We start from the raw sequence: 15,848 nt of genomic DNA, 5'->3' as shown, positions 1-15,848 counted from the left end.
GCCGTCATCGGACCAAGCTTAGGCTCAGGTCACGTGATCTGACCAGCGTGATCGTTGGAGATCCACAAGGGGTCGGCCGGTCACCCGGCTGGAAAGAGAATGGCGTCGTAATCCTGCGCCCCGTTGAGCACGTGCAGCACCTCGACCAACGCCTCGGCGTCGCTGAGCCGGTAGAAGATGAGGTAGTTGCCGTGGGATCGGCGACGAATGCCGGCCTGCTCCCGGCCGGGCAGCAGCGGAAAGGCCCGCGCCATACCAGCAAGCCCCTGACAGCGCTGCTCCAGCTCCTCCACGAACGTCACGGCGCGAGCTGGGTTGTCCTCCTGGATGAACCGGCCGATGCGGATCAGATCCGCGATCGCCTTTTCGGTCAGGACGACCCTCACGGGCGCTTGCTCTCATCGACCATCCCGAGGGCGGCTCGGATCCGCGCGAACGCGTCCTGCACCGGCACAACCCGACCAGCCTCGGCGTCGGCGATGCCAGCGGCTAAGGCGCTGTCCAGCGCCCGCAGCTTGGCCTCATGGTCCTGCTCGGCGAGGTAACGCTCGCGCACCAGGTCGCGGATGTACTCGCTGGGGGTGGCGAAGGCGCCGGCGCGCACCTTGTCGCGCACGTACTGCTCCAGTTCGCGGGTGAGGGTGACGGTCATCTGACCATTGGGCGTTGCCATGATCGGGCCTCCTATTTGTAACTTCATAACACACAGTGATAATCACTGTCTAACAGTGTCAGGCGCCGGTCCCTCCTGTTGTGACACAGACCCGAAATCCCAATGGTTACGTTTCGTTAACCATGTTTTGGCACCCAGAAGGCGAGTGGGCGACCCCCGCCTCTCGTCATTGGGAAACCCTGCTTCAGCCTGGGGCTGGGCGGGGTTTTTCCGTTCAGGGTACAACTGCTGCCCCCCGGTTACCGAGCGGCGTCGCGGCAACACCCAGAGCGCGGATCTGCTTCCCGAAGGCAAGCGCTCGGCCATTCCGGTAATGGTTGCCGATAGATCAATCGTACTCCCTGCGCAGCGCGGCACGCTCGTGGATCAGAGCCTCATACATCTGCCGGAACCGTTGCTCCTCATCACCCCGAAGCGGGGTTCGCTGGACTGAGAATGTCCGTCCCCTGATGACATCCAGAATGCGGATCTCGTGCAGCGGCGCATCCGGTAACGCTTGTCCGAGTAGCCAAAGGCCCATCCGCGCTGCATCCTCATCGAGCTCAGGCTCTGGAGCAAAGTACGGATAGATATAGCGGTTGGTACCTGCGCCGTCCGTGGCAGATAGAATGCTGTCGACCTTCACCGTTGCCGCCAACCCAGCGACGTTAAAACGGGCTCTCAAAACCGGCCCGGCCTGAATTGGCACATTGGTCAGGCGCCGACGATCGCCCCACCACTGCAAAAATCCGTCTCTGAGCTGGCGATAGAGATTGGTACGTCTCCAATTCGCAGTGATCCGTTCATCAACGGCCTGACGTAGATCCAGAGTTCCAAAAACGTGCGCCTTCGCATCTGCCCAAAACGGCGCGTAGAAATCGCCACCGCCTTCATCATCACCAGCTTCTCGGGCAATTTCCTCACGGATGTCCGTGCGCAGGGCGGTTCGGCGAGCGCTCGCATCGGAAAACCCGATCTTGAGAAGCTTGCGGAGAGAGATGTCCTGGAGTGGCAAAGTTGCCTCCAAATAAGCAAGGCAACCCAGAGTAAGGAGGATCTGGGGATAGAGAATCCCCGAAGCGACGTGCGGCTGTAATTCCTGTTGAAAAGCTCCGTCACGTTTGGCTGACCCCCTAGGGCGCGGGGCGTGTCGCAATCTCGGACGTGAGGCGCAGACGAGCCTCTACCGTCGCGCTTTCACGCTTTGTTCGCCTTTGGGAGTCCGAAGCAGAGCGCGAGCAGCCCATTCTGCTCGCACACGGTCCACGTGCCGGCAAAGCCGAAGCCCTTGCGCAGCCACAGCATGGCTTCGAAGCCCTGGATGATGCGCCGAGCCGTATGGAAGGAGTGGAAGCCGCCGATCCGGGGCATGTTCTTCTCGACCCGGAAATAATCGCTCTCAATGCCCTGTTGCAAGTGCTTGGTGACGTAGTGAGCCGGCACGCGAGGCAGCAGGCCCTCCTCCTTTTGGCTCTCCGTGATGGCCGGCGGGTAGGTGCCGGCGCCATCGGTACCAACGCGGTCCGGAGCGAAGAGGGGCTCAGCTGAGAGCATCTTGCGGAAGAAGCGCTTGGCGGCGTCGAGATCCCGGTTGGCGATGATTAGGGAGTCGACCGGATTGCCGTGCTTGTCGACGGCTCGGTACAGGTAGCAACACTCGCCGCTCACCCTGATGTAGGTTTCGTCGATCCGGACCGAACCGCAGTGCGGCTTGCGGAACTGGCTCAGCCGGTTCTCGATCAGGGGAGAATAGGCCAGAACCCAGCGGTTCAGGGTGCTGTGATCGACCTCGATGCCACGTTCCAGGAACAGCTCCTCGATATCACGGTAGCTCAGCGGATAGCGCAGGTACCATGAGACCGCCTGCACAATGAGCGCCGCCTCGTAATGCCGACCCTTGAAGTCGCTCTTGGCACGCTGCTTAAGCTTGGCGGCGATGGCGGACAAGATCAAAGGTGGCCTCCGAGAACGGAAGCGCCATGCAGGCCGTATGGTCAACGCGGGGTAAACGCCGCGCGTTTGCGACAGGCCCGCGACGAGCAAGCCGCCGGTGTTCTTGGTATCGCTATCGAGAACGTTGAGCTGCGGGCCCAACTCGCAGAAGCGCAGGATCAGTGCATCGAGCTTGCCGTGGATGCCGGGGAGTTGCACGTCGAGATCGAGCGCCTACGCGTCCGGCTCGCCGTGGTCGAGCGCGACCGCGACAGATGGCAGGCGCTGGCCGAGCACCGCAGCGCTGGCTGACGGCACCCGTAAGAATGAAAGGTTAGCCATAACCGGCCTGGTGCTGAAACCAGGCCGGCCGGGAAGCCGTCTTACCGAACCGAGGCTTCTGCGTCGGCAACAAGGCGCCGAGTCGCGGGAGCACGCGGGGTCAGGGACGGCGTGGTCGTCAGCTCAGAGGCCGGACGAACCGATGCCGTGACGCGAGCCTGCTCACGGTAGAGCGTCGGGGTGATGTTGATGCGATCCTCAGCCATCGCCGTCCCGGTCAGGATGGCGGCGGCGAGAGCGGCGAGCACAATTTTACGAACGGTCACGGTACTTATCCCTCAAGAGTTTCGGGGTCTGAACCCCGTTTCATGAGAGGGACATGCGGTGCAGTGCACCATCATTCCAACAGATCAAATCAATAGCCGGTATTGATAAAATCGATCCGCTTTCCCGCTCTGGTCCTCGTCCTGTCACTGTCTCCTGCGTTCGCGGCCAAGCCGATCACCGGCCGGGCCTCGGTGGTAGACGGCGACACCCTCGACATCGGCGGCACCCGCATCCGCCTTCACGGCATTGATGCGCCGGAGAGCGGCCAGCTTTGCAATAGAAGGGCAGGGGAGGCCTTCCGACGCGGGCAGGCTGCTGCGCTGGCGCTGGCCGATCGGATCGGCTCCACGCCTGTCTCCTGCGATCCTCGCGATACCGACAAGTACGGGCGCACCGTCGCGGTCTGCCGGAAAGGCGCGGAGGACCTGAACCGCTGGATGGTCGCGCAGGGGCATGCCATCGCCTACCGCCGGTACTCGGAGGACTATGTCCCGGCCGAGGACACCGCGAAGGCGGGGAAGCTCGGGATATGGGCCGGCTCCTTCACGGCGACGGGGGACTGGCGCAAGGGCGAGCGCGCCATGACCATGGGGTTCGCGGCGCCGGGCGGCCCGGATGGTCTCATACCCTCGCCGGCGCCTCCGCAGCCGGCCCCCGTGGCCGGTGGTTGCGCGATCAAGGGGAACATCAGCCGGAAGGGCGAGAGGGTCTTCCACGTCCCCGGATCGCGCGATTATGACCGGACCCGGATCAGCGAGAAGGACGGCGAGCGCATGTTCTGCTCAGAGGATGAGGCGAGGGCGGCCGGGTGGAGGGCGTCCCGCAGGTTGAGCGACCAGAACCCTTAGATCAGGGAGAGAAGAAAGGTAGCAGTAAGTTCAAAATTCCACAGGGTTGACCTGGCCTTGGAGGGGTTGGCCCACTGTGGCAAAATCAGTCATGCCTTACGCTGTAGAAATCACCTTAGCCGATCCCCCTTCCCCGACCGGTGAGGCGGAAACGCAGATGTACCTCTTGCCTGAGAGGTTCGATACGATAGGGGATGCTAAGAGCGTCTAACAGAACGGCACGAAGCTGGAAGTTCAGCGTTGGTTTGGCATGGCCAGACCGCTTCTCCCCGATGATCTCTGGGATGAGATCGCTCCGCTCCTCCCGCCACCTCGGCCCCGTCCGAAGGGCGGGCGTCGTCCGATCGAGAACCGGGCCGCCCTGACGGGCATCCTGTTCGTGCTGCGCTCGGGTCTGCCGTGGGAGATGCTACCGGCCGAGATGGGCTGCGGCTCCGGCATGAGTTGCTGGCGGCGGCTGCGGGACTGGCAAGCGGCGGGCGTATGGAGCCGCCTGCATCACGTGCTGCTGGAGCGCCTGCACGCAGCGGGTGAGATCGACTGGAACCGGGCTTGCCTGGACAGCGCGTCTGTCCCGGCTAAAAAAGGGGGCCTGCCACCGGCCCGAACCCGACGGACCGGGGGAAGCCGGGCACGAAGCGCCACCTCGTCACCGACGCGCGCGGCACGCCGCTCGGCTTCTGCCTGAGCGGGGCCAACAGACACGACACCGTCATGATGGCGGCCACCCTCGATGCCATTCCGCCTCTGCGGAGTGGTCGACGAGGGCGACCGCGACGCCGTCCGGACAAGCTGCACGCCGACAAGGCCTACGATGCCCGACCCCGCCGCCATGAGTGCCGGGCGCGGGGCATCGTCCCGCGCATCGCGCGGAAGGGTATCGAAAGCAGCGAGAAACTCGGTCGGCATCGTTGGGTCGTCGAGCGTACCCACGCGTGGTTCAACCGCTTCCGCCGCTTGCCCGTCCGCTACGAGCGACGTGCAGACATCTACGAGGCCTTCACCAGCCTCGCGACCAGCCTCATCACTCTCAACCAGATCAAACGGTTCTGTTAGGCGCTCTAAGGAGGCAGCGATTGGTCACATCGTGGGGCTGGGCCGTGATCCTGATGCTGTGCTGTTTACTGTGACAGACCAGAATGGTCTTACGGTCATGACAAGCCTAGATCTGTCACTACAATAGATTTCGCGTAAGATTTTGTTTCGATGAATATCCCTAGCCGTCCTAAAACGCGCGAAACAGCGCCAGAACGACTAGTGTAAGAACGACAGAAATAATAACAGAACCAAGACAACCAAGCCGGTTTGAAAAGAAAAAGAACATAGCTTGTCCCTCAGATTGGATCGCAGCCGTCAACGCTATCGCAGAGACCTAAGCGCCGTTGTTCAGGCCTTCATAGGTGAACTGCCCCAGCACGGACATTCCGTCGAGAAGTTCAAACGGGCTCGTGCCGACCCATTCTCGTGCAAGGAACAGGGCCTCCTCGTCGGAGACTGCATTGATGTCGAACGATCCGATTGCCTGCCATTGGGTGTCAAAGACAATGGCCCGGTAATGTGGAACCTGATGGCGAGCGGCGTGCCAATCTAGATGGTGTTCGTAGCTGGACACGGGTGGGCCGATCTCGTGGAGGACCAATGGAAGCCCTTCGCCTCACATCGTTGTCGCGAAAACAAGGAACCGGGGTTTGAGTTGCTTCCCTGCCTGATCTCAATCGACGGATGGAAAATGCTCGATGAAGCGAAGGCCGTCCCATAGTTCTACGGCATGGCCATCCACCATCGCCTTGACAGCTTCGATGGCGCGATCATCATCCTCTGCAGCAAGGCGAGCGCCGCTCACGACGTCCCCATTCTTCGCGAGGATGATTACTCGATAGACTGGCGCACGGCGCTCACTAGGCGCCTCAGATCGTGATTGAGTGTTATCGGACATACGCAAACCCCAACGCCAGACGGGAGCACATAGGGCTCTCGGTCATCGGCCGCTGATTTGATCTCGATGATTGGCAGGACTTAGCAGATTCATTCCTTAGCGCACCTTGGCAGTTTGGGGGGATGGGCAAGCAGCCAGCTCAGATCTTCCGCACCTCGCCGACCTTCAGGCCGATGCGCTCGACAGTTTGAGCGCCAAACGCACCGGCATAGCGTGGTGCCGGTCCCTCAGGGTCCTGAGCGGCGACCATCTTGATTGCTTCGTCTTTTGTGTCCGCCAGGATCGCATAGACGTGGTCCGATCCGTCGAACTGGCGAACAGCGATGAGGTGCGCGAACTGATCTTGCTTCTTCGGCATGGCTCATGCCGATGCCATGCACTACGGCGCGCGTGAAGCTCCTGCGAAGGTGGGTACGAAACAGGACGCACGCTTAAGGGCAGCCCCGCCGCCTCGATCTGATCACGAGGCCGGCGGGGTGCAGCGTGTCGTGTCCACACGACGAGAACCGATACGCAACTTGGCTCGACCGGAGGATGGACTGAAGCGGTTAGCGGAGAGAGAACCGGCCAAACAGCCATCGGCTCGCGATGGGACAAAACAATTTCAGTTCCAGTCTCCGCTATCGAGCGTGCAGGCTCCAGCAGTGACGCGGGCGATGGCTGACATGGCGTCGCCTAGAGAGGAATGCTCCCTCTTCACACTCTTTAATATGCTCGAAGCGTCCGGCTGAATTTGAACTTCAGGAGTGTCCCCGGTCTTTGAGATGTTGCCGAGGCTTCGCCCGAGGCGATCTTTCAAGTCCCATGCTTGGCCGGCGGATCCTACAGGAGTGAGGACGACGTCCATGGCTGGATGACCTTCAAGGAAGAACAGGCATCACCATAACACGGATCCTGAACCTGCAGCGTGCCGGATGCGGCGCGAGGGCAGTCGACCTGCGTACGTTCCAACGGGAGCGAGCCGGCATTGGTGAGGATTGGCCAACGTGGCATGACATGAACATGCACATTCCGTCGTTGCCCGATCATAGCGTGGCCGTCTCGGCCTGCCGGAGCGAAAGGGGCCGGTTCCGCTGGTCAGTCACGACAGCCGGCTACCATCCGTACCGATCCACGAGTTCCTACCCCTCCGCCTCCGTAGCCCTCGCTGCTGGGATAGCCCACGCTCACGCTTTGGCGGAGCGGCAGACAATTAGGGGACGGGTCAACGAAGGGAGTTGGATGTAAGCCCGATTCCAGGGTCGCTGCGGCCAGGCGGCCGTGGCATGGTGCGACGATGAACGAGACGTCGATCCACCCATACACTATCGAGATCCTTCCACCGAAGGCAAAGGGTAGCTCGTATCAGTGGGCGCTTCGCAAGAATGGGAAGCTTGTCCAACGCTCAGATCGCAGCTTGCCCTCGGAAGCTAAGGCTCACGAAAACGCCCTGGCAACTGTCGAGAAATTACTCTCAGGAGCCAGCGTTCGATAACGTCGCCTGTCTTATGAAGCGTAATGCCCAACGGAGCGGCAATGATCTCTGTGCAATTCCATACGTAACGGCTAAGGTTGGATATCGTCGGTCATGGCCCTACGGCACCGATGACTGAGAGAGTCGTGCGCTCCCGCTTCCCCTAGGAGAGCGTAGCCGTGTCCAGTCGCCCGCTTGTCCCGCTGATGCCGGAGCCGCATTTTTATAGCGCTCGGTTGCTCGACTTTGACGGGAGGACCCTTCGTACTCGGGTCTTCTCTGCCGTCAACGATCAGAAAGCGTCTGTCCTTGCACGTCATATGGTGGATGGACGGGTAGTCGAGTTGTGGGACGGATTGCGCTTTATTGAGCGCTTCTCACCGGTGGATTGAGTGCTCAAAAGCCGGTGGGCGCCGGCATCACGAGCGGCCGTCGTCGGAGCGACCCGCGTGTTGTAGATGGTATTCCCAGTCATGATTAACGAGGCCGTGCCCAACCGGCTCGGCAGGGCCGTGGCAGCCCTCTTTGAGGCCGAGGCCGCTTATTCTATGTCGAAAGCCTTCAGTACGTTACGTCGCGATCTGTCTGATGCTTGTCGCCACGAGGTGCATACGGTGGCCGGCCTTCGGCCCGGTTGGCGAGAATGCGCTCACCTAGCGCTACGGCGCGTTGAGCAATTGCGACGGCATCACATGGGCGACAAGGCCCACCGCGGCCCTGGGCATGGCATTTGAGAGGTTTCTGGCAGGACAGGCGAGGCATGGGGCGAGCATAAGCATTTTTTGCCCCTCAAGACTGCGCAATTCCTTAGTGTGAAACCATATTGGGCACGCTTGGTTACCCAATCACAGGGCGTTTTCTCGCCCGATCAGGTGGACCCAATGAAAACATTACTCTTCGCTTCTGCTGCATTGCTTTTCACCGTCCCTGCACTTGCCCAGGGCGTAGCACCAAGCCAGCCGGGCACATCAGGAGTTGTGATTGAGAACCAGCCGAACACGACCGGCAATGACCGCGACGTGACAGTTTCGCGTGGGGCGACTGGTGCCGAAACGGCTACCAGCGACTCCGCTGCTGGTGGCAATGCCAATCAGCCCTCGCGCTCGGTGCCAAACGGCAGTGCGGGTGGCGGTAGCGGTGGCAACGGAGGTTTATAAAACTAAAAATTGGCTGATTGATATCGCAGCCCAGAGCCTTGAAACCCGCCAAGCAATAGATTGGCGGGTTTCAAGTTCGGTGGCTGAAAATTTAACCACCGCCGATCCCGGTTATAACCTTCCCAGTTCCGTTGCATTCAGAACATGAGTCTGAGCCAGTTTTCCCGGTGCCACTGCACTTCTGGCATAAATTTTCGCCCGTTCCAGGCGTGCCAGGTGAAGCTTCGTTACCGGGTTTAGGCTGGTTACTGTCGACCATAGCGCTCTCCATGAATTGCGGAAAAACAGGTTCTGGTGACGTTATCAGTGAGATAGCCTCATGGCACTCAAACTATGAAACTGATTGCAAGATTACGAAGGTGCTCTGCTCTTACCCTGCGCCGTAACCACCCTTCTCGTTGGTTGGGTGGTTGCTCGGGGAATGGTCATCATATCCCCCTGTCGAAGGCCCCTTGTCTTCAGAAGGCTCTACTGAGCGTGGCCCCGTTGGACCGGCGTCGGCGAGTTCGGCCGGCTCCTTGGCCTTTTCCACGGGGTGAGCCGGTGGCGGCGTTCTGGTTTCGCTTGGTGCGACGTCATCTCGTGAGGTCAAAGCAATCCTCCATAGGTGTGCGGCTAGAAGGGCTCAGGATGTCGACCACTCTCGCTTGACCTCCGCCGCAGGGCGGTCGAGGCGAACCGTGTTGCCCTCAATGGACTGGACGAAATCCACGGGAATGAAGTGGTGGAGCCCTTCGGCCGCCGGGTCCTTCTTCGTCAGTTTGATCTCGCCCTTATCGACGTGATCGACGGTGCCCACATGGGTGCCATCCGATCCGACCACGTCCGCGTGTTCCTTGATCTGGGAAACGTCGACCATCGATTTAACTCCCTGTTTCGGCTTCAACAGGGGGCGGGGGCAAGCTGTTCCTACATGGGAGGCGCCGGGCGTCGCGCGCCCTATCGGAGATGTGCGGGACCCGGAACGAGAGAGCCCGGCCAGCGCGACGCTTACCGGGTCCATAAGGCTTCACCCTCTGCCCCATCCGGCCCGCCTAGAGCCGTACCCTGGCGAGTTGAATCGCTTGGGCTAGGCAGTCTGGATTGTGTGTGATTCACTGCGTGGGTTTAGGAGGGAGGATTGCCATGCCGTCAGCCCTGTCGGTCGATCTGCGCGAGCGTGTGGTCGCCGCGATTGAAGCGGGCGCATCGCGGCGTCAGGCGGCCCAACGCTTTGGTGTCGGGGCAGCCAGCGCGATCCGGTGGCACGAGCGTTACCGGCAGGACGGGCAGATCGCGTCCAAGCCGATGGGCGGCTACCGCAACTCGCAGCGTCTGGAGGCGCAGTCCGTCCTGATCCTTCAGACCTACGAAGAGCATCCTCAATTCTTCTTGCGTGAGCTCCGCGACAGGCTCTTGGAGCGCGGCGTCCGGGCAAGCACGAGCAGCCTGTCGCGCTTCTTCGCCCGGCACCGCATCACCCGTAAAAAGGGGCTGTCCACGCGGCCGAGCAGGAGCGGCCGGATGTGAAGGCCGCACGCGAGGACTGGTTCGAGCGCCAACCCGACCTCGATCCGGATCGCCTGGTCTTCCTCGACGAGACAGCCGCCACGACCAAGATGGCACGCCGCTATGGTCGTGCTCCGCGCGGCGAGCGCTGCCGGATCGCCGTGCCCCATGGGCATGTGTGGACGCCGATGAGCAGGCGTCGCAGCGTCCGCTCGCCCATGCGCGAGGTGCGGCCGAGGCGCTCCTTGCCGCCGGTCGAGCGTTGCACCGGTGTCAGCCCGACCCAGGCGGCGAAGTCGCGCCCCGAACGGAACGTCTCTACGTGCGAGGCCAGGGCCTCGATGGCAGTGGCGATCAGCGGGCCGATGCCCGGCACGCTCATAAGCCGCCGAGCCGTATCGTCGGCCTTCGCGCGCGTGGCGATCTCAGCATCCAGGGTTGCGGTCTGCTCTGTCCGACGTCAGCACCTGTGGGACAGATTGAGGGTCTTCACGAACGGAGGATGGCTGGTTCATCGTAGCCCCTGAGGAGCGAAGATGAAGCAGACATCCGGACCGGCCAAGAAGCCGGTAGAAGCGGTGATCAAGGACATCCGTCGGGCCACACGTCGGCAGTTCTCGTCCGAGGAGAAGATCCGCGTGGTTCTGGAAGGCTTGCGTGGCGAGGACAGCATCGCCGAGTTATGCCGACGTGAGGGGATCGCCGCCTCGATGTACTACGGCTGGTCCAAGGAGTTCCTGGAGGCTGGCAAGAAGCGCCTGTCGGGCGATACGGCTCGTGCGGCCACCACGGATGAGGTGCGGGATCTACGTCGCGAAACGGGGGCGCTGAAGGAGGTCGTAGCTGATCTCGTCCTGGAGAACCGTCTGCTTAAAAAAAGCATGAGCGGGGCTGGGGGCGACGAGGCATGAGGTACCCGGCCCCCGAGAAGCTGGAGATCATCCGACTCGTCGAGCAATCCCACCTGCCGGTGCGTGCCACCCTGGACAAGCTCGGCATCACGCGCTCGACGTTTTACCGCTGGTACGACGCTTACCAGCGCGGCGGCCCCGAGGCGTTGAGCGACCATCCCTCGCGGCCGAGCCGGGTCTGGAACCGCCTACCTGCGGAGATCCGCGAGCAGATCGTTGCCCTGGCCTTGGAGCAGCCTGAACTCAGCCCGCGTGAACTGGCGGTACGCTTCACCGACGAGCGGGGCTACTTCGTCTCGGAAGCGACCGTCTACCGGCTGCTCAAGGCTCAGGACCTGATCACCAGCCCGGCCTATATCGTCATCAAGGCCGCCGACGAGTTCCACGATAAGACCACCGCTCCCAACCAGCTTTGGCAGACGGACTTCACCTATCTGAAGGTCGTTGGCTGGGGCTGGTACTACTTGTCGACCGTATTAGACGACTTCTCGCGCTACATCGTCGCCTGGAAGCTGTGCACGACGATGCAGGCCAGCGACGTCACCGCCACGCTCGACCTGGCGCTGGGTGCGGCTGGACTCGATCAGGCGCGGGTGATGCAGCGGCCCCGCCTGCTCTCCGACAACGGGCCGAGTTACGTCGCCAGCGACCTGGCTGACTGGCTCGGCATTCGGGGCATGACCCACATCCGCGGTGCGCCATGCCATCCTCAAACGCAGGGCAAGATCGAGCGTTGGCATCAGACGCTCAAGAACCGCATCCTGCTCGAACACGCCTACTTGCCCGGCGAGCTGGAGACGCAGGTTGCCGACTTCGTCGAACACTACAACCATGCCCGAGCCCATGAGAGCCTGAGCAACCTCACGCCCGCTGACGTCTACTTTGGACGCGGCGAAGGGATCCTGGCCGAGCGCGAACGCATCAAGCGCCAGACCCTGATGGATCGCCGCTTGCGCCACCACGCGCAGGCCGCCTAACCTCTCACCCCAGATGGACCAGAACCTCCGCTCCTGAACACCGCAGACTGTCCCAAATCATCTGACGACGGACACCCGCGCCGGACGAGCGGTGGCATCCGATGAACGTGAACGTCACGCCGATCCAGGACGTCCACCGCGAGGACCTCTACCTCTCGTCGCCCCTCGGAATGTCGGTTTCGGGGTGGGGCGCACGGGTCACGGACGCGGAGACTGGCGACCTGATCGGGCTCGTCGTCGACGTCCCGCCGGGTCCCGGGCGCTATCCGGTTCATCTCTGGATACTGGGAGAGCTCCGTCACGAGGCGGACGTGAGCGGCGGATCCGGCCGGGACCGCGTATTGGTCGGCATAGACCGGCACGCCCGCCTGCTCCACGATTCGGGCGACCTCGATAGGACGGTGACGATGCTGTGCCGCGGCGTGCGCACGGAAATGATGAGCGCGGAGGACGCGACCGCCCTGGAGGGGATCACCCTATGACGCCCGCAGATCTCGCCGTCGCCGGCCGCCTGCTCACGGGTGAGGAGCAGTGGAAGAGGGCCTTCGCCCGCATCCTCGGTGAGCACCACCCGGAGGGGCCCCGGGACACGATGGACCCCCGCGCCGTCGACCGTTGGGTGAACGGCGTGAAGCCGATGCCGGATTGGGTAGGGCCGGTGGTGGTCCGCCTCCTCAAGACCCTCGCGGAGGACGCGGAGCGGGACGCACGGGATGCCCGCGCGCTGCTCCGCGTCCTCGCGTAGGGGTCACCGGGTGAGGACGCGCTCCTCGGGCTGGACGTCGGACGCGGCCATCCTTTCCAGAATCTGATCCAGGGTCACGGGCCGGTACGACCAGACGTCCACGCCAACGTCGCAGGACTGCGTCGTGCCGGGCAAGAGCCCGTGCGTGTGCCCGAAGAGATGGATCGACCCCTTGAACGCCCTGGGCCAACTCCTCATGGGGTAATGGCACAGCACGAGATGGCGGCCGTCGTGGGAGATCTCCCGGATGCCCTGGTGCTGTTCCGCCCACGGCAAGCGACGGTTCTTCTTGTCGTGGTTCCCGACGACGAGGATCTTGCGTCCGTGTAGGCGCCGGAAAACCTTCGCTGCATATTCGGGCGTCGAGAGCGCGAAATCCCCAAGGTGGTAGACCGTGTCCCCGGGGCGCACTGTCGAGTTCCAAGCCTCGATCAGGAGCTCGTCGTGCTCCTGGATCGAAGCGAACCCGGACCTCAAACCCTGAAGTATGCTGGCATGCCCAGCGTGCGTGTCGGCGGTGAAGAGCGTGGCCATCGTGGCCTCCATTTTTGGGAGGCCGGCGCGCACGCTCAGATCCTCCTCAGATGACGGGAAAGGCGGGGGCGTGCGCCATGGATTTTCGCGACATGGGGAGGCCTCGGTGATGGGGTGAATCTAGACGATCGCAGCTCGCCCGGGTGAGGGCAAGCGCGACCGTAAGCCAGGGTAAAGAAATCCCTGGGCGACATTTCGGGATCGACTCGGCCGCAAGTTTGTTCTTCATTCGTTCTCATGAGCGAATCGATGGAGACGGTCGTGGACGAGATGGAACGCGCTTACCTGGAGGCCTGCGACGGCGATGCGCGGGACGCCCTGCGGCGGGCCCTGGGCGATGCCCTGCAGGAGCTTGCGGCCGTGGACCGACAGGTGAGCCGGGGGTTCGTACGTGCAGGCAAGCCGTCCGATCTCGCCCGCAAGCTCGGACCCGAACGCCGGGCCCGGCAGGGTCAGGTGACCGCCGTCTGACGCGCGCGCTGGCGTGACGTCCGCCCCTCCGCCCATGCCTTCGCCGAGGCGGCCGCGCGCCGGGCCTTTTCGGCAACGGGATCCGTGACGCCACGCTGGCGCAGGTTCTCCGCGACGAGCATAGCCTTGAGCGTCTCGCTGTCCGGTAGCTCTACGGCCCGGCGAGCCACGACCAGGGCATCGGACCAGGCCAGCAGGGCGGGGGCCTTCAGTTCGAGCATCTGATCGCCGGTGTAACGCCGCGTAATTCCATTACCATCCACGACCTGGAGCAGGTCGCTGTTCGCGTGGTCGAGGACCATCCCCACCTGTGCGGCCGGGATCGCGTGATCCTTCTGCGAGACCGTCGCGAATGCCCGGCGGACGTCATGGGGAGAGGCGCGACGCCCGGGCATGGCCGCGACCGAATGGGTGAGCGTGTCCTCGCTCATGTGCTCCACGATGCCTCCGGCGCGCCGCGGCCGCATCCCCGGGAAAAGCCACTGCGACCGGGGGCTGGCGTCCGATGTGGTCCGCCGGAGGTACGCCTGCACCCGCCACCAGACGTGCGGAGGGAGTGGCAATGCATGCGACCCGCGGCGTGGATCCTCCGCCGTGGGCGCGCCCCGCGAGATCTTTCGATGGCCTTGCCACCACAGGCCCCAGCCCTCCCGCGCGGCCCATGGCTCGAACTCGTCGACCCTGGCCTTCACCACGGAAAGCCTGCGCTGTGCGGTGTAGATGAGGAGCTCGATTGCCATCCCCACGCTGTCCGAAAGGACCCCATGCTGCGCGACCGCAAGCATATGGGCGACCTCGGGCAGGAGCGGGAAATGGCGGCGTGCCTTGACGCTGCCCAGACGGGGGGCCTTCAAGGTAAGCATCGACCCGGCCTTCGCGCCCGACCTCCGGACCTGGCCGGGCTCGGCCATCCATTCCCAAAACCGGCGGACTACCCGGACGACGTCCTTAGCAGTCGACCGCTTGTCCTCGGCGATGAGGGACTCGACGATGGCCGCGACGTCCGGTGCCTCGATCCTCGAAACGAATCGCTTGTCCAGGGTCCGCATCGACGGCCCGCCGACGACGCCCGCGTAATTCCGGACCGTCGCGTCCCGCAGGCCCCCGGCGGCCGCCTCACGCCGCATCCACTCCCGCCATGCCGCGCGCGCCTCACCGTACGTCCACGTCGCCGGTGGTGCGGTGCGGGGCATGAAATCCGGGACGGCGATCTCCTCGCCTGCGGCTTGGCCCCGGCGGCGCTTGGCCTCGCGGGCGACGGCCGCCCGCTTGAGCTCGATCCACTCCCGGGCGGGCTCGCCCTTGCCGGCATCGATGTGCCGGCGGACCTCGACGGCGACGGCCCGGGCCTGGGAGAGGGACCAGGTCTTCGCATCGCCCAGAAGAACGCGATGCTGCTTGCCCTCGTACCGGGCCCGGACGTGCCATGAGGCGGCCGTGGGGGAGAGGCGCAGCGTCAGGCCGGGGCATCCCCCGTCCGCGACGTCGCGTGGCGGGGAGGTCGCCTCCCTAATCAGGGTGGCCACGATGGTCGCGTCGAAGGATAGAGCGGCCTTGGCTGCCATGTGCTCTCCGGAGTGAGCGTCTGCTCTAGCCAGTAGCACGCCAGTGGCAATGGATTTCCCGCCCCCCCGGCTGTGGACAGCGTTTGGAGATCCGACGCCAGGGTTACGAAAGGCCTGCCCCAATACCCGAAAAACCGGGCCATTCCGTAGGCGAAATGCCTTGCGGGAGAGTCCCTTATGGACGGGTCGGGAGGGTGGTGGTAGACGGGGATCGGCGTCCCGACTCCGTAGCTCAGCTGGATAGAGCAGCCGCCTTCTAAGCGGCAGGTCGTTGGTTCGAGCCCAACCGGGGTCGCCATCTCTCCGCCATCACGCGAGGGCCAGAGTAAGCTCCGCCAGATCAGGCCTTGAACGCCATTCCGTGAAACATGCCGTGCGGTGCAGCCAGTCTGGTGTGAGGGTGACCGCAACGTTGGCGTTCTGTTGCATCGATCAGGACTGAATGACCGAGTTCGAGGCGGGCGAGTAATAAAGTGTGCCGGGCTGTCTGTCTGCGAGCCGAAGAACATCAGCGACTTAGCACGACAGGTCGCCACAAACAGTCGGGGCAGGAGTTCGGACCACATCCGC

General features: G+C 63.2%; 17 protein-coding genes, 1 tRNA gene and 2 pseudogenes. 8 read left to right on the top strand and 12 right to left on the bottom strand.

Going from position 1 to position 15,848, the window contains the following annotated elements:
- Positions 1-80: 80 nt before the first annotated feature.
- The 5 genes from ACYQR9_RS20535 to ACYQR9_RS20515 all read right to left on the bottom strand — a co-directional run bounded on the left by ACYQR9_RS20535 (position 81) and on the right by ACYQR9_RS20515 (position 3,192).
- On the bottom strand, positions 81-386 hold the full coding sequence (locus ACYQR9_RS20535) for a type II toxin-antitoxin system RelE/ParE family toxin (protein WP_461227855.1): 306 nt from the start codon (positions 384-386) through the stop codon (positions 81-83).
- On the bottom strand, positions 383-673 hold the full coding sequence (locus tag ACYQR9_RS20530; protein ID WP_156652631.1) for a type II toxin-antitoxin system ParD family antitoxin: 291 nt from the start codon (positions 671-673) through the stop codon (positions 383-385). Before ACYQR9_RS20530 ends, ACYQR9_RS20535 begins: the two co-directional genes overlap by 4 nt.
- Positions 674-1,001: 328 nt before the next feature.
- Positions 1,002-1,667, bottom strand: coding sequence for a hypothetical protein (locus ACYQR9_RS20525; RefSeq protein WP_461227854.1), 666 nt, complete (start codon positions 1,665-1,667; stop codon positions 1,002-1,004).
- 182 nt (positions 1,668-1,849) lie between these two features.
- Positions 1,850-2,605 carry an IS6 family transposase gene (locus ACYQR9_RS20520; RefSeq protein WP_461229858.1) on the bottom strand — a complete coding sequence of 252 codons (756 nt, stop codon included), beginning with the start codon at positions 2,603-2,605 and terminating at the stop codon, positions 1,850-1,852.
- A gap of 362 nt (positions 2,606-2,967) precedes the next feature.
- Positions 2,968-3,192 (bottom strand): hypothetical protein, encoded by a 225-nt coding sequence (locus tag ACYQR9_RS20515; protein WP_461227853.1) that lies wholly within the window; start codon positions 3,190-3,192, stop codon positions 2,968-2,970.
- 105 nt (positions 3,193-3,297) lie between these two features.
- On the opposite strand from ACYQR9_RS20515, the gene ACYQR9_RS20510 reads away from it, so the two are divergent.
- Both ACYQR9_RS20510 and ACYQR9_RS20505 read left to right on the top strand, forming a co-directional pair.
- On the top strand, positions 3,298-4,041 hold the full coding sequence (locus tag ACYQR9_RS20510) for a thermonuclease family protein (protein ID WP_461229857.1): 744 nt from the start codon (positions 3,298-3,300) through the stop codon (positions 4,039-4,041).
- A gap of 250 nt (positions 4,042-4,291) precedes the next feature.
- A protein-coding gene (locus ACYQR9_RS20505) for an IS5 family transposase (RefSeq protein WP_461226995.1) occupies positions 4,292-5,097 on the top strand; the annotation gives its coding sequence in 2 pieces (ribosomal slippage) (positions 4,292-4,622 and positions 4,622-5,097; 807 coding nt in all).
- Positions 5,098-5,413: 316 nt separating this feature from the next.
- On the opposite strand, the gene ACYQR9_RS20500 is transcribed toward ACYQR9_RS20505, so the two are convergent.
- The 4 genes from ACYQR9_RS20500 to ACYQR9_RS20485 all read right to left on the bottom strand — a co-directional run bounded on the left by ACYQR9_RS20500 (position 5,414) and on the right by ACYQR9_RS20485 (position 9,446).
- A complete protein-coding gene (locus ACYQR9_RS20500; RefSeq protein WP_461227852.1) occupies positions 5,414-5,653 on the bottom strand; it encodes a hypothetical protein in 240 nt (79 codons plus the stop codon).
- Positions 5,654-5,752: 99 nt separating this feature from the next.
- Positions 5,753-5,884 (bottom strand): hypothetical protein, encoded by a 132-nt coding sequence (locus ACYQR9_RS20495; protein ID WP_461227851.1) that lies wholly within the window; start codon positions 5,882-5,884, stop codon positions 5,753-5,755.
- Positions 5,885-6,116: 232 nt separating this feature from the next.
- The gene (locus ACYQR9_RS20490) at positions 6,117-6,335 is read right to left on the bottom strand and encodes a hypothetical protein (protein ID WP_461227850.1); all 219 of its coding nucleotides are present in this window, start codon (positions 6,333-6,335) and stop codon (positions 6,117-6,119) included.
- A gap of 2,877 nt (positions 6,336-9,212) precedes the next feature.
- The gene (locus tag ACYQR9_RS20485) at positions 9,213-9,446 is read right to left on the bottom strand and encodes a DUF2171 domain-containing protein (RefSeq protein WP_461227849.1); all 234 of its coding nucleotides are present in this window, start codon (positions 9,444-9,446) and stop codon (positions 9,213-9,215) included.
- 266 nt (positions 9,447-9,712) lie between these two features.
- On the opposite strand from ACYQR9_RS20485, the pseudogene ACYQR9_RS20480 reads away from it, so the two are divergent.
- Positions 9,713-10,260, top strand: a pseudogene (locus tag ACYQR9_RS20480) (IS630 family transposase); the annotation flags it as partial.
- Between the two features lie 2 nt (positions 10,261-10,262).
- On the opposite strand, the pseudogene ACYQR9_RS20475 reads toward ACYQR9_RS20480, so the two are convergent.
- Positions 10,263-10,511: pseudogene (locus ACYQR9_RS20475) on the bottom strand (transposase); the annotation flags it as partial.
- 100 nt (positions 10,512-10,611) lie between these two features.
- Between ACYQR9_RS20475 and ACYQR9_RS20470 the strand changes: the two are divergent.
- From ACYQR9_RS20470 to ACYQR9_RS20460, 3 genes are all read left to right on the top strand, one after another.
- Positions 10,612-11,963, top strand: a protein-coding gene (locus ACYQR9_RS20470) for an IS3 family transposase (RefSeq protein ID WP_461227848.1) whose coding sequence is annotated in 2 segments (ribosomal slippage) — positions 10,612-10,948 and positions 10,948-11,963 — 1,353 coding nt in all. Because the reading frame shifts where the segments join, the coding sequence is not laid out codon by codon here.
- Between the two features lie 101 nt (positions 11,964-12,064).
- The gene (locus tag ACYQR9_RS20465; protein ID WP_461227847.1) at positions 12,065-12,445 is read left to right on the top strand and encodes a hypothetical protein; all 381 of its coding nucleotides are present in this window, start codon (positions 12,065-12,067) and stop codon (positions 12,443-12,445) included.
- Complete coding sequence (locus ACYQR9_RS20460; RefSeq protein ID WP_461227846.1) at positions 12,442-12,708, top strand: hypothetical protein; 267 nt, start codon at positions 12,442-12,444, stop codon at positions 12,706-12,708. The genes ACYQR9_RS20465 and ACYQR9_RS20460 overlap by 4 nt, the downstream gene beginning before the upstream one ends.
- A 3-nt stretch (positions 12,709-12,711) precedes the next feature.
- Here ACYQR9_RS20460 and ACYQR9_RS20455 read toward each other — a convergent pair whose 3' ends face one another.
- Positions 12,712-13,254 carry a metallophosphoesterase family protein gene (locus tag ACYQR9_RS20455; protein WP_461229856.1) on the bottom strand — a complete coding sequence of 181 codons (543 nt, stop codon included), beginning with the start codon at positions 13,252-13,254 and terminating at the stop codon, positions 12,712-12,714.
- Between the two features lie 237 nt (positions 13,255-13,491).
- Between ACYQR9_RS20455 and ACYQR9_RS20450 the strand changes: the two genes are divergently transcribed.
- Complete coding sequence (locus tag ACYQR9_RS20450) at positions 13,492-13,713, top strand: hypothetical protein (RefSeq protein ID WP_461227845.1); 222 nt, start codon at positions 13,492-13,494, stop codon at positions 13,711-13,713.
- Here ACYQR9_RS20450 and ACYQR9_RS20445 read toward each other — a convergent pair.
- A complete protein-coding gene (locus ACYQR9_RS20445) occupies positions 13,695-15,278 on the bottom strand; it encodes an integrase arm-type DNA-binding domain-containing protein (RefSeq protein WP_461227844.1) in 1,584 nt (527 codons plus the stop codon). The two genes, ACYQR9_RS20450 and ACYQR9_RS20445, sit on opposite strands and share 19 nt — an antisense overlap.
- 221 nt (positions 15,279-15,499) lie before the next feature.
- On the opposite strand from ACYQR9_RS20445, the gene ACYQR9_RS20440 reads away from it, so the two are divergent.
- Positions 15,500-15,576 (top strand) — tRNA-Arg (locus ACYQR9_RS20440).
- Positions 15,577-15,848 lie beyond the last annotated feature (272 nt).

Source organism: Methylobacterium sp. CM6241 (assembly GCF_054817845.1).
This window is presented reverse-complemented; position numbering and strand designations above follow the sequence as displayed.